Annotated in this window: 18 protein-coding genes and 1 pseudogene; 6 read left to right on the top strand and 13 right to left on the bottom strand. The window is 60.9% G+C overall.

What is annotated here, in order from left to right:
• Window positions 1-205: 205 nt before the first annotated feature.
• The 3 genes from AC3IX4_RS06770 (at window position 206) to AC3IX4_RS06780 (ending at window position 1,467) form a co-directional block, all read left to right on the top strand.
• Window positions 206-643 (top strand): YkvA family protein, encoded by a 438-nt coding sequence (locus tag AC3IX4_RS06770; RefSeq protein ID WP_489259814.1) that lies wholly within the window; start codon window positions 206-208, stop codon window positions 641-643.
• A 111-nt stretch (window positions 644-754) separates the two neighbouring features.
• Window positions 755-1,096: a helix-turn-helix domain-containing protein gene (locus AC3IX4_RS06775; protein WP_489259815.1), complete on the top strand. Its 342-nt coding sequence runs from the start codon at window positions 755-757 to the stop codon at window positions 1,094-1,096.
• Window positions 1,093-1,467, top strand: a complete 375-nt coding sequence (locus AC3IX4_RS06780; RefSeq protein ID WP_489259816.1) for a hypothetical protein — start codon at window positions 1,093-1,095, stop codon at window positions 1,465-1,467. The genes AC3IX4_RS06775 and AC3IX4_RS06780 overlap by 4 nt, the downstream gene beginning before the upstream one ends.
• Window positions 1,468-1,584: 117 nt before the next feature.
• On the opposite strand, the pseudogene AC3IX4_RS06785 reads toward AC3IX4_RS06780, so the two are convergent.
• Together AC3IX4_RS06785 and AC3IX4_RS06790 are read right to left on the bottom strand one after the other, a co-directional pair.
• A pseudogene (locus tag AC3IX4_RS06785) lies at window positions 1,585-2,325 on the bottom strand (EAL domain-containing protein); the annotation flags it as partial.
• A gap of 508 nt (window positions 2,326-2,833) precedes the next feature.
• Complete coding sequence (locus tag AC3IX4_RS06790) at window positions 2,834-4,915, bottom strand: carboxy terminal-processing peptidase (RefSeq protein ID WP_489259817.1); 2,082 nt, start codon at window positions 4,913-4,915, stop codon at window positions 2,834-2,836.
• A 139-nt stretch (window positions 4,916-5,054) separates the two neighbouring features.
• Between AC3IX4_RS06790 and AC3IX4_RS06795 the strand changes: the two genes are divergently transcribed.
• Window positions 5,055-6,017: an NAD(P)H-quinone oxidoreductase gene (locus AC3IX4_RS06795; protein ID WP_489259818.1), complete on the top strand. Its 963-nt coding sequence runs from the start codon at window positions 5,055-5,057 to the stop codon at window positions 6,015-6,017.
• Between the two features lie 615 nt (window positions 6,018-6,632).
• On the opposite strand, the gene AC3IX4_RS06800 is transcribed toward AC3IX4_RS06795, so the two are convergent.
• The 4 genes from AC3IX4_RS06800 to AC3IX4_RS06815 are packed head-to-tail and all read right to left on the bottom strand — an operon-like array spanning window position 6,633 to window position 9,925.
• On the bottom strand, window positions 6,633-7,283 hold the full coding sequence (locus AC3IX4_RS06800; RefSeq protein WP_489259819.1) for an HAD family hydrolase: 651 nt from the start codon (window positions 7,281-7,283) through the stop codon (window positions 6,633-6,635).
• Between the two features lie 24 nt (window positions 7,284-7,307).
• A complete protein-coding gene (locus AC3IX4_RS06805; protein WP_489259820.1) occupies window positions 7,308-8,297 on the bottom strand; it encodes an ABC transporter ATP-binding protein in 990 nt (329 codons plus the stop codon).
• Window position 8,298: 1 nt separating this feature from the next.
• Entirely contained in the window at window positions 8,299-9,096 is a 798-nt protein-coding gene (locus AC3IX4_RS06810; protein WP_489259821.1) for an ABC transporter permease, read from the bottom strand.
• Window positions 9,083-9,925, bottom strand: coding sequence for an ABC transporter permease (locus tag AC3IX4_RS06815; RefSeq protein WP_489259822.1), 843 nt, complete (start codon window positions 9,923-9,925; stop codon window positions 9,083-9,085). Before AC3IX4_RS06815 ends, AC3IX4_RS06810 begins: the two co-directional genes overlap by 14 nt.
• A 229-nt stretch (window positions 9,926-10,154) precedes the next feature.
• Between AC3IX4_RS06815 and AC3IX4_RS06820 the strand changes: the two genes are divergently transcribed.
• Window positions 10,155-11,258: an IS110 family RNA-guided transposase gene (locus tag AC3IX4_RS06820; protein WP_489261185.1), complete on the top strand. Its 1,104-nt coding sequence runs from the start codon at window positions 10,155-10,157 to the stop codon at window positions 11,256-11,258.
• 453 nt (window positions 11,259-11,711) lie between these two features.
• Here AC3IX4_RS06820 and AC3IX4_RS06825 read toward each other — a convergent pair whose 3' ends face one another.
• From AC3IX4_RS06825 to minC, 7 genes are all read right to left on the bottom strand, one after another.
• Entirely contained in the window at window positions 11,712-13,814 is a 2,103-nt protein-coding gene (locus AC3IX4_RS06825; protein ID WP_489261234.1) for a mechanosensitive ion channel family protein, read from the bottom strand.
• A gap of 115 nt (window positions 13,815-13,929) precedes the next feature.
• Window positions 13,930-14,094 (bottom strand): hypothetical protein, encoded by a 165-nt coding sequence (locus tag AC3IX4_RS06830; protein ID WP_489259823.1) that lies wholly within the window; start codon window positions 14,092-14,094, stop codon window positions 13,930-13,932.
• Between the two features lie 152 nt (window positions 14,095-14,246).
• Window positions 14,247-15,536: a M18 family aminopeptidase gene (locus AC3IX4_RS06835; RefSeq protein ID WP_489259824.1), complete on the bottom strand. Its 1,290-nt coding sequence runs from the start codon at window positions 15,534-15,536 to the stop codon at window positions 14,247-14,249.
• A gap of 166 nt (window positions 15,537-15,702) precedes the next feature.
• A complete protein-coding gene (locus tag AC3IX4_RS06840; RefSeq protein ID WP_489259825.1) occupies window positions 15,703-16,338 on the bottom strand; it encodes an RluA family pseudouridine synthase in 636 nt (211 codons plus the stop codon).
• Between the two features lie 309 nt (window positions 16,339-16,647).
• On the bottom strand, window positions 16,648-16,902 hold the full coding sequence (gene minE / locus AC3IX4_RS06845; RefSeq protein WP_489259826.1) for a cell division topological specificity factor MinE: 255 nt from the start codon (window positions 16,900-16,902) through the stop codon (window positions 16,648-16,650).
• Window positions 16,899-17,717 (bottom strand): septum site-determining protein MinD, encoded by an 819-nt coding sequence (gene minD / locus AC3IX4_RS06850; protein WP_489259827.1) that lies wholly within the window; start codon window positions 17,715-17,717, stop codon window positions 16,899-16,901. Before minD ends, minE begins: the two co-directional genes overlap by 4 nt.
• Window positions 17,718-17,814: 97 nt before the next feature.
• Window positions 17,815-18,549, bottom strand: a complete 735-nt coding sequence (gene minC, locus AC3IX4_RS06855) for a septum site-determining protein MinC (protein WP_489259828.1) — start codon at window positions 18,547-18,549, stop codon at window positions 17,815-17,817.
• A gap of 123 nt (window positions 18,550-18,672) precedes the next feature.
• Here minC and AC3IX4_RS06860 point away from each other — a divergent pair, with 123 nt between their 5' ends.
• Entirely contained in the window at window positions 18,673-19,608 is a 936-nt protein-coding gene (locus AC3IX4_RS06860) for a lipid A biosynthesis lauroyl acyltransferase (RefSeq protein WP_489259829.1), read from the top strand.
• The last annotated feature ends 31 nt before the right edge of the window (window positions 19,609-19,639 follow it).

Below are 19,639 nucleotides of genomic sequence, written 5' to 3' on the forward strand. Positions count from 1 at the left end.
CGCGCGAGGCTGTAGTCTGAATGCGGTAGCCTCTGCGTGAGGGTGTGTCAAAGCGTTACATGGGTTTTTTATGTGAGTAAAAAACGCCCGATCTAAGGTTGGCCCTTGTAAAACGGGCCCCGCGAGCCCGAAAAAGGGCTCTGTTCACAAGGTTATCCACAATAAATGTGGATAACCCAAGGCCATTTATCCCCCTGGAGGCTTCATGAGCGCACCCTGGAGTTTCGCCCGATTCGTGCCGCTGGCCGAGCGTTTGCTCAGCCGAGGGCGTTTGCCTGCGTTGATCTTCGCTGTGGCTCGCAAAGGTTATCGGCTGGGTAAACTCAAGGAAGACGTCAACCTGTTGCAGGCCCTTTGCCTCGCCTGGTGGCGTGGCGAGTACCGGGCGATCAGCCCCAAGGCGTTGCTGTCGGTGGTGGCGGGGTTGCTTTATTTCGTCAGCCCCATCGATGCGATCCCCGACTGGTTGCTGGGGGTCGGCCTGCTCGATGACATCGCCGTGCTCAGTTGGGTCATCAAGACCCTCGCCGACGAATTGGATGCCTTTCGCCGCTGGCGTAACCTGCAAAGCCCAGAAAAACTGCGGGTGGTGGAGCGTTTGCCGGCCACGCCAGAGGCTCTGGATCTGGAACATAAGTCGTAAACCGATCACAGCAATGCAACATCGGCCTCCCGCGATTGGAATCGGCTGTTAATATAATTGGTATAAGTCTTATACCTACGAATTACATGCCGTAGTCGACCAGGGGGTTTTATGAGTATTCAGGTCATCAGCCGCGAGGGTCAACCAGAGTATGCGGTGGTGCCATGGGCTCAGTACCAGGCGCTGCTGAAAGCAGCAGGGCAGCCCGAGCACGCTGCTCCCGCGCCCGAACAGCCACAGGTTTCGGCCGCAAGCCCGGAGTTACCCGGTTTTGAGGCCTTGGGTGCATTGCGCGAGGCCAAGGGCCTGGCGCTGGAGCAATTGGCACGGGCGGTGGGCATCAGCCCTTCGTACCTGACCATGATCGAAACAGGCGAGCGACAGCCCGACGCGGCCATCCGCCGCAGCCTGGCCTGGGAGCTGGGGGTGCCCGGCTGGAGGGATGCCTCTTGACCGGCGTGCGGATCAGCCGCCAACAGTGGGAAGGCCTGCTGGGTGAACTGGACCTGGCCCGCCGTCAACGCCATCTGTTGACCTACAGGGCCTTGCTCGAACGCCTGCAATTACCCACCCCCGCCATGCAAACCCTGACCGCCGCGCTGGAATACCTGGCCGTGATCGATGCCCGTGCCGAGCAGCCCTTGCGCAGCTCGCTGGTGATCAGCCAAGGCGCCAGCCGCCTGCCGCGCACCGGGTTTTTTGAATGCGTGGAGCGATTGGGGCGGTTTTCCGGGCCGTCGGATGGCGTGGCCGCGGCGTCCTGGCATGCCTCGGAGGTGGTGCGCGTGTTCGAGTACAGCTACCCGGAGTTGATATCGTCTTGACCGCCCTCTGCGATGATTGTAGCCGCTGCCGATAGGCTGCGATCGACCGCGACGCGGGCGCAGGATCTAAGGTCCGCGTTGGCGCCCCTTCGGTCCGCATCGCAGCCTTACGGCAGCGGCTACACGCGGGGGTTGCTCCTGGGGGCGGGCGAGCAGGTAGCCCTGAACCAGGTCCACCCCCATCTCGGTCAATACCGACAATTCTTCCGCCAGTTCGATACCTTCGGCGATCACCTGTGCCCGTGAGGCCTTGGCCATCTGCAAGATGGAGCCGACAAACTCGCGCTTGACCGGGTCCAGATGAATACCGTCGATAAAATACCGGTCGATCTTGACGTAATCAGGACGCAGCTCCGACCACAGGCGCAGGCTCGAATAGCCAGCGCCCAAATCGTCCAGGGCGATGGAAAAACCCATGTCGCGGTAGTGGTGCAGGGCGTTGAACAGCAACTGGAAATCGTCGGTCGGCGTTTGTTCGGTCAGCTCGATAACCACGCGGCTGGGGGCGATATCCAGGCTCTGCAGCATCTTGAGGGTCAGGCCGGGCTGGTGCGTGGGCTCGAGCAGCGTCTCGGGCGAAACGTTGAGGAACAGTTTGCCGTCCAGGTTCTGTTGGCTGAAACCCTTGCAGGCGCTTTCTCGGCAGGCGATCTCAAGCTCGCTCAAGCGCCCGGCCTTGCGGGCCACGGCGAACAGGTTGAGAGGCGAGTGCAGCGGGCTGTTGGACGGGCCGCGGCTCAGGGCTTCATAACCCAGGATGCGTCGTTCACAAAGGCTGACGATAGGTTGGAACAAGCTGTGCAAGCTGCCTTGAGCCAGTATGTTACTCAAGGCACTCAGCTGTTCAGTCATGGTCATGGTGTGCTCTGTCGATAAATAAAGGGCTGGGCACGTAGCGTGCTCAGCCCTTTATTTCACGACAGATCGATGACTGCTTGATGACAGAGTGCCAGCAATTCACCGCTTCGCCAGTCAGTTAATGCGCAACCTGTGGGAGCTGGCTTTGCCGGAATGCCGGACCACAGCGAATGAAGGCAACGCGGTGTGTCAGATACCCTGCGGTGTTCTGTGGGAGCTGGCTTTCCCAGCGAATGCAGGCAACGCGGTGTGTCAGATACCCTGCGGTGTTCTGTGGGAGCTGGCTTTGCCGGAATGCCGGACCACAGCGAATGAAGGCAACGCGGTGTGTCAGATACCCTGAGGTGGCTAGATTCGCGGGTAAACCCGGCTCCTACCCATGTGTATGCCACGGGTTGATGTAGGAGCAGAGCTTGCTCGCGATGGGATCTACGCGGTTTACCAGAGGCACCGCGTTGGCTGCATCGCGGGTAAACCCTGCTCCTACCCGCGATGCAGTCAACGCGGTTTAATGCTTGGCCACCGCGGTATTCAAGCGCAGGTAATCGAGCAGGATTCGGCCGGTTTCGCTCAGGTAAGCGTCATCTTCAGGCTTGGTGTCGTCGGCCTCGGTCGGCAGCGCGTCTTCGTCTTCTTTCTTCAATTCCTTAAGCGGTTCTTCGCCTTTGGCTTTGCGCCGGGTGTTTTCCAGGGCCAGTTGTTGCGCTTCGATACTGGTGTGCTGGGCACGGCGTTCGGCTTCGTTGAGGCTGACGGATTTTTCGTTCATCAGCTTCTGGGTCAGGTCCAGGCGGTCGCGGATGTAGACGAATTCCGGGTCCTTGGCGGTGCGGGTGTCGTGGCTGGCCTTAAGCTGCGCAAGGAACGGCTTGAACGGGTCGGTGGCTGGCTTGATGGCCGGGCGAATGGTGTCCCACGGCATGGCTTCAGGCAGCGCGCTTTCGCCGATTTCCTTGGTGTCGATGATCGATGGGTAGTCGATGTCCGGCAGGACGCCCTGGTGCTGGGTGCTCTGCCCGGAAACACGGTAGAACTTGGCCAGGGTCAGCTTCAGCTCGCCATGGTTGAGCGGCTGGATGGTCTGCACGGTGCCTTTGCCGAAGGTCTGGCCACCGATGATCAGGGCGCGGTGGTAGTCCTGCATGGCGCCGGCGAAAATCTCCGAAGCCGAGGCCGACAGACGGTTGACCAGCAACGCCATCGGGCCTTTGTAGAAGGCGCCAGGGTTTTCGTCTTCGAGCACGTCGACACGGCCGTCGCTGTTGCGTACCAGAACGGTCGGGCCTTTCTCGATAAACAGGCTGGTCAGCTCGGTGGCTTCCTGCAGGGAGCCGCCGCCGTTGTTGCGCAGGTCGATGACCACGCCGTCGACTTTCTCTTTCTGCAGTTCAGTCAGCAGCTTTTTCACATCGCGGGTGGTGCTCTTGTAATCGGGGTCGCCCGCGCGGAAGGCCTTGAAGTCCAGATAGAAGGCCGGGATCTCGATAATGCCGAGCTTGTATTCACGGCCATCTTGAGTGAGCTTGAGCACGGACTTTTTCGCCGCCTGCTCTTCAAGCTTCACCGCCTCTCGGGTGATCGGCACGATCTTGCTGGTCTGATCGTTCGGGGCATTGCTGGCCGGGATGACTTCCAGGCGCACCACCGAGCCTTTCGGGCCGCGGATCAGCTTGACCACTTCGTCCAGGCGCCAGCCGATCACATCGACCATTTCCTTGTCGCCCTGAGCCACGCCGATGATCTTGTCGGCCGGTGCCACTTGCTTGGTCTTGGCAGCAGGGCCGGCCGGTACCAGGCGCACCACCTTGACTTGGTCGTTGTCGCTTTGCAGCACCGCACCGATACCCTCGAGCGACAGGCTCATGTTGATATCGAAGTTTTCTGCGTTGTCGGGCGACAGGTAGTTGGTGTGCGGGTCATACGACTGGGCGAAGGTATTGATGTAGGCCTGGAAGATGTCTTCGCTGCGCGTTTGGTCCAGCCGGTTGAGCTGGTTCTTGTAGCGCTTGGTCAGCAGCTCCTGGATGGCCTTGTCTTCCTTGCCGGCGATTCTCAGGCGCAGGACTTCATCCTTGACGCGCTTGCGCCACAGGTCGTCCATTTGGGCAGGAGTTTTCGGCCAGGCGGCGTCCTTGCGATCCACCAGCAAGGTTTCCTTGGTGGTGAAGTCGAACTTATCGACACCTTTGCTCAGCTCGGCCAGCGCGAAGTCCAGGCGCGATTTGACCCGGTCCAGGTAACGCTTGTAGATCTTGAAGCCTGGGTTCAGGTCGCCGCTTTTCAGGAAGTCGTCGAACTGCAGCTTCCACTTGTCGAACTCAGCGACGTCGCTGGCCAGGAAGTAGCTGCGCGAAGGGTCGAGCAGTTTCAGGTAGCTGTCGTAGATGATGACTGAGCGCGCATCGTTCAAAGGCGGCTTGCTGTAGTGGTGGCGCTTGAGCAGCTCGACCACGTTCAGGCTGGCGACGACTTCGTCGCGGTCTGGCTGGAGTTTTTCCCAGCTGTTGGCGGCCAGGGCATTACCCGACATCGGCAGGACACCGAGGCCAATGCAGAGGGCGAGCGCAGTGCTGGGCAATAAATGCTTCATGCTGATTCGACGTAGGGGTAATTGATAACGCATATTAGGCCGTCTTTGAAGGCGCCGGTTCCATGGAACCGGACACATAATGCAAAAAACCCGGGGCCGAAAGCGCCGGGCTCAGTCATGACTCAACTATGGAGGCACTGTGAAGGCATTGCAAGGCGTTGACGGACATGTGGAGTGGGTCGAGACGACAAGCCCCTCTTGTGATGTAGGCCAAGTGCGCATCCGTGTGGCTGCCGCGGGTCTGAATCGGGCCGATTTGCTACAGCGCGTAGGCCTTTATCCACCGCCTCCAGGGGCCAGCGAATACTTGGGCCTGGAGTGCTCGGGGGTGATCAGCGAAGTCGGCCCGGGCGCGTCCTGGCAGGTCGGCGATCGGGTTTGCGCCCTGCTGGCCGGGGGCGGCATGGCCGAGGAAGTGGTGGTCGATGGCCGCCATGTGCTGCCAGTACCAGAAGGCTTGAGCCTGGCCGAAGCGGCGGCGCTGCCGGAGGTGTACTGCACCGCTTGGCTGAACCTGTTCCAGTTGGCGGCGCTCAAGCCTGGAGAGAAGGTCTTGCTGCACGCCGGGGCCAGTGGCGTGGGGTCGGCCGCCATCCAGCTGTGCAAGGCCTTTGGCAACCCGTGCTGGGTCAGCGTCGGCTCCACCGATCGTCTGGCGTACTGCCAGAGCCTGGGCGCGACCAACGGTGTGGTGCGTACCGAGGGCACCGACAGCCTCAAGCATTTCGGCCCGTTCGATGTGATCCTCGACCCGGTGGGCGCCAACTATGCGCCGCTCAACCTCAAGTTGCTCAACCGTGATGGCCGCTGGGTGATCATTGGCCTGATGGGCGGGCGCGATGCGCAGCTGGACCTGGCGCAGTTGCTGAGCAAACGGGTGCAGATCCTGGGTTCTACCTTGCGCAGCCGCGATGACCAGTTCAAGGCGGACTTGATCAGCGACTTGGGCCAGCAGGTGTGGCCGCTGTTTGCAGAAGGGCGTTTGAAGCCACAACTGGCCAAGGCCTTCCCGATCACAGATGCCGAGGCGGCGTTCGCGGAGTTGGCGGGCAACCAGGTGTCGGGCAAGTTGGTGGTGGTTGTGGACGAAACGTTGGTCTGAGCCTTTATCCAGGCTTCCAGGCGCTTGCCTTGGGTTTTGTGCTGGTGCGTAGATCGAGCGCCGCCCGCGCGGCGCCTCGCGGGTAAAGGCTAGGCGCCCCCCCCCGCTCCTACATTTGTTGCAACGTGCCATGGCCTGTGGGGTTGGCGTTGTTAGCCTTGGTGGTTCGGCTTTGGATTTTTGTGGGCTCGGTGGGGGTTGCGCGATTGCGCGTGGCTGGCAACGCCGATCTCACAGGCCATGGCACGTTGCAACCAATGTAGGAGCCGGGTTTACCCGCGATGCGCCGCGCGGGCGGCGCTCGATCTCAAGAGCAAAAGAAAAACCAAGGCGGGCATCTGTGGGGCTCATGCGATCTGTTGCCAGGCACCCTGAGAATGAAGAGGATCGCATCAAGGCTTCCAGGCGCTTGCCTTGGGTTTTGCGCTGTTGCGTAGATCGAGCGCCGCCCGCGCGGCGCATCGCGGCTAAAGCCGGCTCCTACATTTGTTGCAACGTGCCATTTTCTGTGGGATCGGCGTTGTTAGCCTTGGTGGTTCGGCTTCGCGGACAGAGCCCCACAGGTTTTGTGCCACTCATTGCCTTAACTGACTGGTATTGGGGCAAGACCGGCTCCTACTTCCAGTGCAAGATCGGCCAACCAGCCTTTTCGGCATGCTCCTTCAGCACCGCATCCGGGTTCACGGCCCTGGGAAAATCCACCCGCTGCAACAATGGCAAGTCATTGCGCGAATCGGAATAGAAGGTCGCACCTTCAAGGTTTTCTTCTTCCTGATCCAGCCACTCCAGCAACCGGGTCACCTTGCCTTCGCGGTAGGTCAGGGTACCGCTGGTTTTACCGGTGTAGTAACCGTGCGCCACCTCAAGGTTGATGGCCAGCACTTCATCCACGCCAATGCGCGCGGCAATGGTCTGGACCAGGAAGTCCGCCGACGCGGAGATGATCAGGATCCGGTCACCGGCCTTGCGGTGCTCGGCGATCACCTTGCAACCGTCGCCAACAATGATCGGCTCGATCACGTCCTCAACCCAAGGCTCGACCAGGTGTTGCAACTCTTCAGGGGTACGCCCGGCAAGGGGTTCCAGGCTGAAGGCCATATAGTCTTCCATGGCCAGCTGGCCCTGGCTGTACAACGCCATCAGCTCGTCATTGCGCCGCACGAACGTCTCGTCGACCCAGCCCAACTGCTTCAGGTGACGGCTCCACAGCGTCGGGCAGTCGCCGTGGATCAGGGTTTCATCAAGGTCGAAAATCGCTAACGGCATGCTCGAAACTCTCCTTTAAAGCCCTCAGGCTACCTCACAAAGCGCGCTCGGATCGATACTCAGCGACACCCGTTGTCCATCGGGGTGCAAATCGGCAGCCGAGCGGTTAAGCACATCGACCACCAACACCACTCCCCGGGCTTCGACCCGGTAACGGATCACGTTGCCGAGCAGGCTATGGCTGCTCACAAGGCCCTCCAGTTCGCCGGTAAGGCTCAGCTCAATGGCTTCAGGGCGTATCGCCAGGCGTGAACGGACGGGGCGCTGCAGCAAGCGGCTGGCGCTCTCGACGTCGAGCAGGTTGTAGTTGCCGATAAACCCTGCGGCAAAGACATCCACGGGGGCGGTGTAGAGCGTTTGGGCATCACCGCTCTGGACGATGCGGCCCTGGTTCATCAGGAAGATGCGGTCAGACAGGGTCAGCGCTTCTTCCTGATCGTGGGTGACGAAAATAGTGGTCAGCCCCAGCTCGCGCTGGATCTGGCGGATCTGATCGCGCAGGTGTTTGCGGATACGTGCGTCGAGCGCCGACAACGGCTCGTCGAGCAACAACAGGCGCGGCCTCGTGACCAGTGAGCGAGCCAGCGCCACCCGCTGGCATTGGCCGCCGGAGAGTTGGTGCGGATAGCGGCTGGCAAAATCCTGCAGCTCTACCAGGCCCAGCACTTCGGCCACTCGGCTGCGGCTTTCATCGCCGCTGACCTTTTGCATGCGCAAGCCAAACGCCACGTTCTGCTCCACGGTCATGTTCGGGAACAAGGCATAGCTTTGAAACACCATGCCGATGCCACGCTTTTGCGGGCTGACGGGGACCAGGTCCTGGCCGTCGAGCAGGATACGGCCGCTGTCGACCGGCGTGAGGCCGGCAATGCAACGCAGCAGGGTGGATTTGCCGCAGCCGGAGGGGCCGAGCAAGGTCACGAATTCACCGCGCCCAATCTGGCAGTTGATGTCGCTGAACACCGTGGTTTTTGCGTAGGTTTTCTGTAGATGCTCGACGCTGACGAAAGTCATTTCAGTCTTTGTCCTTGTTCAGTCGATTGGCGGCCCAGGTCAGCACCAGCACAAAAAAGAAATACGAGATCACCAGCGCGCTGTTGAAGTGCCCGCTGGAGTTGCGCATGTTGTTCAGATAGACCTGCAGCGTTTCGTAGCGGGTGCCGACCAACAGGTTGGCAAACACGAATTCCCCGAACAGAAACGAAAACGACAGCAGCAAGGCCACCATCAGGCCCTTGCGCAGGTTCGGCAACACCACCAGGAAGGCTGCCTGCCAGGTATTGGCGCCGAGCAATTGGGCGGCGTCCATCAAGTCGCGCAGGTTGATCGCCTGCAGGTTGTTGGTGATCGCCCGGTACATGAACGGCAGCGCCACGGTGAAGTAACAGCCGATTAGAATCCACGGCGTGCCCACCATTGCCATCGGCCCCGAGCCGTACAGCTGCAACAGCCCCACCGATGACACCACCGGCGGCACCGCAAAGGGCAGCAGGATCAGAATGTTCATCAGCGCATCGAGCCTGGGGAAGTGGTAATGCACCACGAACAGCAGCGGCAGGATCAGCACCACCGACAGCAGCAGCGCCCCGAAACACACCAGCAGCGACTGGCCGAAGGCCGCCAGAAAGCGCGGGTCGCTCCAGAGTTTGAGGTACCAGTCCAGGGTCAGGCCGCTGGGCAGCAGGGTTGCCGACCAACTGGTGGCCACCGAGTAGAGCAGGGTGCCGGCCAGTGGCAGCAGCATGATCAGAAACAACAGATAGACCATCAGCCGATGGTAGACACGGCTGGGGCCGGCGTCAGCGCGCGACATGGTAGCTCCTCTTCAACAACCATTGATGCACCACCGTCACCAGGGTCATCAAGCCCACCAGGATCACGGCCAGGGCGCTGGCAAGGTTCGGGTCCAGGCTGATGTCCCCGGCCACCAGTGCGGCGATGCGGATCGTCATCACGTTGAAGTTACCGGTGGTCAGGGCGTACACCGTGGCATAGGCGCCCAGGGCGTTGGCCAGCAGGATCACGAAGGTGCCCAGCAACGCCGGGGTGAGCACTGGCAAGCCGATATGCCGCCAGTACTGGAACTGGCTGGCACCGAGCAGCGTCGCCGACTCACGCCAATCTTCGCGCAGGGCGTCGAAGGCGGGGTAGAGCAGCAGCACGCCGAGGGGAATCTGGAAGTAGGTGTAGATCAGGATCAGGCCGGTCTTGGAGTAGACGTTGAAGTCTTCGATGATCCCCTGCTGCTTGAGCAGCAGGGTGATCGCGCCATTGAATCCCAGCAGGATGATGAACGCGAAGGCCAGCGGCACACCGGAGAAGTTGCTGGTCATGTTGGCAAAGGCGCTGACGAAATCGCGCAGTCTGGAGTCGACCTTGTGCAGCGAATAACTGCCCAGCAGAGCGATCAGGATGCCGAACACGCTCGACCAGAAACTGATCTCCAGGCTGAACTGGATCGCCTGGCGATAGAACCTGGAGCCGAAGACCTTGCTGAAGTTATCCAGCCCCCAGCCGCTGTCGGCTTGCAGGCTGTGGAAGGTCACCCAGGCCAGCGGGGCGATCTGGAAAACAATGAAAAAGATCGCAAAGGGCAGCAGGCACAAAAGCGCCAGCCATTTACCGCGGGTGACTGAATTCACTTCAACAGCTCCCGGTGATCATTGGACCCCGTATAGACATCTTCCCCCTGTAGGAGCCGACCTTGGTCGCGATGGCATCACCGCGGTCTACCTCAGACACCGCAGCGATGCCATCGCGGGTAAACCCGGCTCCTACAGGACCCCGTAATTACATGGACTCGCCCCAACCGAGGCGTCTATGCGCCACGGTGGCATCTATAAAGAAGCCAACGACAGCGAGGGCGAGCCCATGAAAAAGCATACGACCAACAATCACTCTTTGTCTTCAGCCGACCTAGCAACCTGTTCGACCGTCTCGGTAGATCTTGCCAAGAGGGTCTTCCAGGTGGCCGGGGAAAACGCCCTGGGCCAAGTGGTGTACGAGGACCGAATCAAATCGCGCGAAGCCTTCCAGGCGTTTCTTCGCCAACTGCCCATGAGCGTCATGGTGCTGATGGAAACAGGCCCAGGCGCTCAGGCATGGGCGCGGTTGCTGCAGGCCCAAGGCAACCCGGTGCGGATCCTGCCTGCGCAGCATGTGGCCGATCATCGCAGCGGGCCGAAGAATGATCGCAACGATGCACATGCGATCTTGCGGGCGGGTCGAGATAGTCGGATTGTCTCAGTGCCGGTCAAAAGTGCCGCGGCGCTGGCCATGCAGGCACTGCATCGCGCCCGCCAGGGCTATGTGCGGCGGCGCACGGCCATGGGTAATCAGATGCGTGGCTTGCTGCTCGAGCATGGCGTGGCCTTGGCGCAAGGTGAGGCGGCGATCAGCCGGGTGGTGCCGCGGATACTCGAGGATGCCACCCAGCCGCTGCCGGATCTGCTGCGCGAGCTGATTGCTGAGCTGCTCGGCGAATGGAGCCAGTTGGGCGAGCGCGTCAGCGTGTTGACCGGCCGACTGGAAACGGCCGCACAGCAGGATGAGACGGCGAAAAGGTTGATGACGGTGCGTGGCATCGGTCCGATCATCGCCACCGCGCTGCTGGCCAAGCAGGTCGAGCCTGAGCGCTTCGCCAACGCACGCCAGTTTGCCGCCTACTTTGGTTTGGTGCCCACTCAGCACAGCAGCGGACAGAAAATCCGGCTGGGCAAGATGAGCAAGCAGGGCGACGCCTACCTACGCAGCCTGGCGATCCAGGGCGCGCATGCGGTCTTGAGACAGGTGCGGCCTGATTCGGAACAACCCGATGACCGGCGCTTGCTGCGCTGGCTGTGTCGCTTGGGTCGCAAGGAAACGGCCGTCCGATTGGCCAACCGTACCCTACGCATCGTCTGGGTATTACTGAAAACCGAGCAGACCTATCGTCGCCACATGGGCAATGTCCAGGAGGCGACGATGAGTCACTGATCCACAGAGTTCTGCCACCGGGGCGTTAAAGCGCTCCAACCCTTGCTAAAGAACATTGACCCCAGGTCAGACCGTCGCGGATTGATGCCTGTGCTCCTACTGGCCCTTGAGGCCTTAACGTAATTGGCATACCGCGAGCTTATTGAATGTTGGCCAGAAGCCGATCAGGCTTCCTCGAGTAGGCCTTATACATAGATGCAGCCGGGTAGCAGTGTTCAAAAGCGGGTTGATAGTGGGGGCGAGTCCATACATAGGAGCAGGGTTTACCCGCGATGGCCTCACTGCGGTATCTCAGGCAGACCGCGTCGCGGCGATTCGCGGCTAAAGCCGGCTCCTACAGGGCTGGCGGGGCTGTGGGGATGGACTTCTGTTGGAGCAGAGCTTGCTCGCGATGGCCTCACCGCGGTATCTCAGGCAGACCGCGTCGCGGCGATTCGCGGCTAAAGCCGGCTCCTACAGGGGTTTTCCTGCGCCGGCGGTTACGACTTGCACGCTCATGCGCGGGGTGGCGAGGTCCAGGCCGGCTTCGTCCAGTTGGCGCTTGAGCGCCAGGTTGAAGGCGCGGGAAACTTCCCATTGCTTGATCGGCGCAGTCTTGAAGCGGGCGCGCAGGATGGCGGAGCCGGATTCGAAACTCTCCACCCCCTGAAACTCCAGCGGCGACCAGATGTTGCGCCGTTGCAGCGGGTCGGTGCGCATTTTCTGGCCGACGTCGCGCATCATCTTGATCGCATCGTCGATGTCCATGGTGTGCGGCACCGCCACACGGAAGATCGCATAGCCGAATTCGCGCGAGTAGTTCTTGATGCTCTTGATCTCGCTGAACGGGATGGTATGCACGATGCCGTCGATATCGCGCAGGCGCACGGTGCGGATGGTCAAGCCCTCGACCGTGCCCAGATGCCCGCCCACGTCGACGTAGTCGTCGATCGCCAGCGAGTCTTCGATGATGATGAACAGGCCAGTGATCAAATCCGCCACCAGCGACTGGGCACCAAACCCGATCGCCAGGCCGATCACACCGGCACCGGCCAGCAGCGGCGTGACGTTCATGCCCATATTCGCCAGTGCGACAATCACCGCCACGATAAAGATCAACACGAACAGCACGTTGCGAATCAACGGCATCATGGTCTGGGCGCGGGCATTGGCGAGGCCCTTGCGCGAGCGGGTGAGGGCGTGATGCACGCCGGTATCCGCCACGATCCACACCAGCCAGGCGAACACCAGCGTGCCGACCAGGCCCAGCAGCCGCATGCTGATCTCGTGACCATCGCCTTCGGTATAGCGGATCAGCGACAGCCCCCACACGCGCAGCCCCAGTTCGATGAACACCAGCCAGATAAACAGGTGTACCAGGGTATAGGCGAAGTTTTTCAAGCGCTCCGAATACAGCGCATGGCGCTTTTGCCGCTGGGGCTTGAGCGAGTGGCGGCGCACCAGGCCGTTGATGACCATACACATCACCAGCAACACCGTGCACAGCAGCGCCTGGCGCAGCGCCGTGCTGGTATCGCCGGCGGAAATGAACGTGGCGAACAGCGACACCCCCACCAGCACCAGCGCGGGCAGGTACCAAAAGGTACCGAGGATTTCGATGGTGTCGCTCAGGGCTCGCCGGGTGAGGCGTCGGGACAGTGGCTGGTTGCGGATCAGATGGGCGATCGGCCGGCGAAAGCGCAGGATAAACACGCCGCTGGAAATCGCCGCCAGCACGTTGGCCACCGTGGCGGCCGTGTGGGCCAGGTGTACGCCCAGGGTCTCGACCAGCCGCGGGTCGCTGATCGCCTCGCCAAAGGCGGCGAAGCTGCCGATCAGCCACAGCGGGTGGAAGGCCTGGTGGCGCAGGATGTACAGGGCGCGATGGCGATGGGGGCCATCGAGCAGGGAAAAGGCAATGACGCAGACCGCCGAGAAACAGGTACCGATCACCAGCGCATAAGCCAGCACCATGGCCAGCGACTTGCCCAGTGACGAGGGCAGGGCATAGCTTAAGTACACGGTGAAAAACAGCGCAATCAGCCAGGGCCCTAGCTTGCGCAAGGCAAACAGCACCAAATCCCAGGTGCGCGGGTGTTGCGGCAGGTCCAAAGAGAGGCCAAAGCGCTGGCGTATCCGATGGCCAATCCAGATCAAGCCGTAGGCCAACAGGCTCCAGGCCAGCATGATCAGTACAAAGCCGAAAATGATCGTCGGCCACTGCTCGGTCGGCGCGATCAGCGTCAAGAGCTCATCCTTGGCTTGATTCCACTCGGCTGACCAGCGCACGAATGGGCTGTCATCGCCCACGAACTGATTTTCGAAACTTCTCAGGGTGCTGCCGATCAACCCCAGCACGCCTTGCGCGGCGGCCGGCTGTGCCTGCTTGGTGGTGTCGCGCAGCTTTTTAAGGTCAGCCAGCAGCTTAGTGCGTTGCTGGTCGTTTTCCAGGGTCTGGATGACTTCATCCAACGACTGCCCCAGGGGCTGGGTGGCCTCCGGTTGTGACTTGCTGCCACCGAGCAGTCCGGGCAAGCCGGCGGCCTGGGTGCTGGAAGCGAAGGCCAGCAAGGCCATCAGAAATAAACAAGGCAGGGTCAGCAGGCGGGCGAGTGCGGGCACCGGGTGGTTAACCTCAAAATGGGTGTGAAGCGAGTGTACGAGCCCCTCGTCGGCATGGCGAGGGTAAATGTCAGGACAGTTTTTCGAGGATCTTGAAGACCATCAGGCCCATCATGCCGATCATCCCGAGCCAGATCATCAGCACACCGTAGTTACTCTCCCGATAGCTGAAACCGATGGTCAACAGCAACAGCCCGGCTAGGGCGGGGATAAAGATAGACTGGAACGGTGACATGGCATGGGGCCCTATGCGTGGGGTCGTACCTTAAGCATAGGTGGGATTGGCGGGCTGTAGGAGCTGACCTTGGTCGCGATGGCATCGCCGCGGTGTCTGAGGTAGACCGCGGTGAGGCCATCGCGACCAAGGTCAGCTCCTACGGGGTCTGATCAGGGCAGGTCGTGGCTGGCGTAGAACGCGCCGAGCACTTTGACCAGGTGCGCCAGGTCCTGGCTGCCGCACAGCTCGCGAATCGAGTGCATGCCAAAGGTCGGCAGGCCGATATCGACCGTGCGCACGCCCAGGTGGCTGGCGCTGATCGGGCCGATGGTCGAGCCGCAACCCATGTCGCTGCGTACCACAAAGCTTTGCACCGGCACTTCCACCGCCATGCACAGGTGGCGGAAGAGGCCTGCAGTTTCGCTGTTGGTGGCGTAGCGCTGGTTGTTGTTGACCTTGATCACCGGCCCCGCATTAAGCTTGGGCCCGTGGTTGGCGTCGTGCTTATCGGCATAGTTGGGGTGCACGCCATGGGCGTTGTCGGCCGACACCAGCAGCGAGCGCTGGATGGTGCGCACGTAGTCGTCACCGTTCGGCAGCAGGCGCTGCAGGGTTTGCTCCAGCATCGGGCCGTCGGCGCCGCAAGCCGAGCAAGAGCCGACTTCTTCGTGGTCGTTGCAGACCAGCACGCAGGTTTCGTCGCCTTCGGCATTGAGCAGCGCCTGCAAGCCGGCGTAGCACGACAGCAGGTTGTCTAGGCGAGCGCCGGCGATGAAGTCGCCGTTCAGGCCAATCACGGCAGCGCCTTGAGTGTCGTAGAAACTCAGCTCGTAATCGAGCACCACGTCGGCGTTCAGGCCATGCTCACGGGCCAGTTGCTCGGTCAGCAGAGCGCGGAAATCCATTCGCTCATCACCCGCCACCTGGGCCAGCACGGGTGGCAGCTCGGTTTGCGGGTTGATCATCCAGCCTTCGTTGGCGGTGCGATTGAGGTGGATGGCCAGGTTAGGAATGATCGCAATTGGCGCCTTGAAGTCGATCAGCTGGCTTTCGACCTTGCCGTCACGGCGGAAGGTGACACGGCCGGCCAGCGACAGGTCGCGGTCGAACCAAGGCGCCAGCAGTGCGCCGCCGTACACCTCGACCCCCAACTGGAAAAAGCCCTGGCGCTGCAGCTCGGGCTGCGGCTTGACGCGCAGGCAAGGGCTGTCGGTGTGGGCGCCGACCAGGCGAATACCGTTGATCAACGGCGAATGGCGGCCCAGCTTGATAGCGATAATCGACGAGTCGTTGCGGGTCAGGTAATAGCGCCCACCGGGGCTGGTATTCCAACTGTCGCGTTCGTCCAGGCGCTGGTAGCCGGCGGCTTCCAGGCGCAGCGCCATGCTTGCGGTGGCGTGGAAGGGGGTAGGAGAAGCCTTGAGAAAATCGATCAGGCCTTGATTCAAAACATCGCGCATAGGTGGCTCCAGACAGCAATGGCGGGAGTTTACCGTATTGGGTCGGGATTGGGGGTGGACCTGCTGTAGGAGCCGGGTTTACCCGCGATGGCCTCACCTCGGTCATCCAGGTATACCGCGGTGTGGCCATCGCGGGTAAACCCGGCTCCTACCCTGGCGCCACGGTCTAGAACGGTGCAGGGCACTCGAATTTCAGGCGCTCGCCGGTCACCGGGTGGGTGAAGCCGAGCATGCAGGCGTGCAGGCAAAGCCGCTCATGGGCCGCCAAGGCTTGTTCATGGGCGTACAAACGGTCGCCCAGCAGCGGATGCCCAATCGACAGCATATGCACCCGCAACTGGTGCGAGCGGCCGGTGATCGGGGTGAGCTCTACGCGGCTGTAATCGCCGCAACGCTCCACCACCCGCCAGAAGGTCAAGGCGTTTTTGCCGAACTCATGGTCCACCACATGTCGAGGCTTGGTCGGCGGGTCGTAGCGCAGGGGCAGGTCGATGCTGCCGCTGTCCAATTCCGGGCTGCCCCAGCACAAGGCGGTGTAGGCCTTCTCGGTTTCGCGGTCGTGGAACTGGCGAGACAACTCGCGATGAGCGTCCGGGTTGCGGGCGAGCAGGATAATGCCGGAAGTTTCCCAGTCCAGACGGTGAACGATCAGCGCCTCGGGGTAGCCGTTTTCTTGCAGGCGAGTGATCAGGCAGTCCTTGTTGTCCTCGGCACGGCCGGGGACGGACAGCAGCAGGGTGGGTTTGTCGATGACCAGGAACGCGGGGTCCTGGTGAATGACACGGATGTTCGACAACGGCATTGAAATCGTCTCGGATACTGAACAATGGGGCAATGCAAAACAACTGTGGAAATACTAAACAACTGTGGAGTGCAAAAATAACTGTGGAAATGCAAAACAACTGTGGAGTGCAAAAATAACTGTGGAAATGCAAAACAACTGTGGAGTGCAAAAATAACTGTGGAAATGCAAAACAACTGTGGGAGCTGGCTTTGCCAGCGAATAGCCGCACTACAGATTCAGGATCTGTGTTGAGGCTATTCGCTGGCAAAGCCAGCTCCCACATCCATACATCCCCCACCATGGCCACCATGGGCAGGGGTGTGCCAATCAGCGATCAGGCAGGGTGATGTTGAGTTCCAGAATCGAGCAGCTGCCCTGGTTCTCGAGGGCGACTTGAACCTGGTCGCTCTCGATTTGCACGTACTTGCGGATCACTTCTACCAATTCCTTCTGCAAGGCTGGCAGGTAATCCGGGGTGCTGCGCTGGCCGCGTTCGTGCGCCACGATGATCTGTAGACGCTCTTTCGCCACCGAAGCGGTGTTTACTTTTTTGCTGGCACGAAAGAAGTCAAAAAGGTTCATTTTTTACCACCTCCGAACAGGCGCTCGAAGAACCCTTTCTTCTCCACGTCCAAAAACCGATGCTCCACAGTTTTGCCCAGCAGGCGGTCGACGGTGTCGCTGTAGGCCTGGCCCGCATCGCTCTGGTCATCAAGGATCACCGGCACGCCCTGGTTGGAAGCCTTCAAGACCGCCTGGGACTCAGGAATAACGCCCAGCAGGGCCACCGAGAGGATCTCCTTGACGTCTTCAACACCCAGCATCTCGCCTGCGCTGACGCGCTCGGGGTTGTAGCGGGTGATCAGCAGGTGTTCCTTGATCGGCTCTTCGCTGTTCTCGGCGCGGCGCGATTTGCTAGCCAACAGGCCCAGCATGCGGTCCGAGTCACGTACCGAAGACACTTCAGGGTTGGTCACCACGATGGCTTCGTCAGCGAAGTACATGGCCAGGTGTGCACCCTTCTCGATACCGGCCGGCGAGTCGCAGACCACGAATTCGAAGGTTTTCTTCAGTTCCATCAGGACCTTTTCAACGCCTTCCTGGGTCAGCGCATCCTTGTCACGGGTCTGGCTTGCGGCCAGCACGAACAGGTTTTCCAGGCGCTTGTCTTTGATCAGGGCTTGCTGCAGGTTGGCTTCGCCATTGACGACGTTGACGAAGTCATAAACCACACGGCGCTCGCAGCCCATGATGAGGTCGAGGTTACGCAGGCCGACGTCGAAGTCGACTATTACAGTTTTGTGGCCACGCAGCGCGAGGCCGGTACCGATAGCGGCGCTGGTGGTGGTCTTACCCACACCACCCTTGCCGGATGTAACCACGAGAATCTTGGCCAAGGTGTTTCACCCCTAAAGAAAAAAGGACGATCAGTCCCAAAAAATACAAAATGGCAACATTAACTAAAAATTGCGCGGAAAAAGGCGGCAGTATCCGTTAAAGACGGGTGATATTCAACACGTCACCAGACAGGCTGAACTGCACCGAGGCCCCCCACAATGGGTCGCGGCGTAGATCTTCGGAAACCTTGTACTGCCCGGCAATGGAGACCAGCTCAGCGGTCATTTGCTGGCAGAAAATCCGGGCCTGGGTATTGCCCTTGACACCCGCCAGGGCTCGACCGCGCATGGCGCCATACACATGGATATTGCCATCGGCCAGAAGTTCCGCACCGGGGCTCACTGACGACACCACCACCAGATCGCAGCCTTGAGCATAGATCTGTTGGCCGCCGCGCACAGGCGTGGTGATCACACGGGTGGGCTTGATGGCAGGCTCGGGCGCTGGTTCGGGCTTTTTCTCCACCACCTCGACCACTTCCAGCGGCCGCTCGCGGGCACCGGAGGGCGGCAGCACCGGCAAATCGATGGCAATCGCCGCGGCGATGTCCTCGATACGGCTGGCGCGGATGGCCAGCGTGCGCAAGCCGTGCTGGCGGCAGATGCGCATCATCCCCGGCAGGTCGATGGCGCCTTCCCCGGCGGGGAGCTTGTCCAGCGCCAACACCAAAGGCGTGTTACTGAAGAAGTTCGGCGCCTGGGCGACCTTGGCCGCCAACTGGCGATCCAGGCCCTCCAGGTTGTTGCGGGCCAGCTCAAGCACTGTAATGGCGAGCATGCTGCCCTTAAGCTGGAACACGGGATCTTGGTCTAGCAATTCGGTTTGGCTCATGGTCGGCATCAAGCAGCTTGTAACGAAAAAGTCGCCGTGACTTATAACGAGAACGCCCACAAGCCGCAACCCGCGTCGAACCGTTGTAGAATGCGCGGCCATGTTACCTGCTCGGAATCTGTAATGGATCGCCCGCGTTTTAACCGTTCATTTCTACACCCGCGCTACTGGCCGCTCTGGCTGGGGCTGGGGGTGCTATGGCTGGTCATCCAGCTGCCATACCCTGTTTTGCTGTTGATCGGCCGTGCATTGGGGGCATTGATGTACCTCGTGGCCGGTGAGCGGCGCAAAATTGCGGCGCGCAACCTGGAGCTGTGCTTCCCAAACATGCCGTTCGTCGAACGGCAGCGTTTATTGAAAGAAAATTTTGCCTCCACCGGCATCGCGTTCTTTGAGATGGCCATGAGCTGGTGGTGGCCGAAGGCCCGTTTGGCAAAGCTTGCGCACATCGAAGGGCTGGAACACCTGCAAGCCGCCCAACGAGAAGGGCAGGGTGCCATCCTGATGGCCCTGCACTTCACCACGCTGGAAATCGGCGCTGCCTTGCTGGGCCAGAAACACACCATCGACGGCATGTACCGCGAGCACAACAACGCGGTGTTCGACTTTATCCAGCGCCGCGGCCGTGAACGCCACAACCTCGACTCACTGGCGGTAGAGCGCGAAGACGTCCGCGCCATGCTCAAGCTTCTGCGCAACGGCCGAGCGATCTGGTACGCACCGGATCAGGACTACGGCGCCAAGCAGAGTATTTTTGTGCCGCTGTTCGGCATCCAAGCGGCCACCGTCACCGCCACCACCAAATTTGCCCGCTTGGGCAAGGCGCGGGTCATTCCCTTCACCCAGGAACGATTGGCGGACGGCAGCGGCTATCGGCTGGTCATCCACCCGCCGCTGCAGGATTTCCCGGGAGAGAGCGAAGAAGCCGACTGCCTGCGCATCAACCGGTGGATCGAAGAATCCGTCAGCGAATGCCCAGCGCAATACCTGTGGGCACACCGACGCTTCAAATCACGCCCGCCGGGGGCGCCTAAGCTGTACGACAAGAAACGCCGCTAATGACCGAGCGCGGCCCTGTAGCCGCTGCCGT

It is taken from the genome of Pseudomonas sp. KH_021 (genome assembly GCF_057838865.1).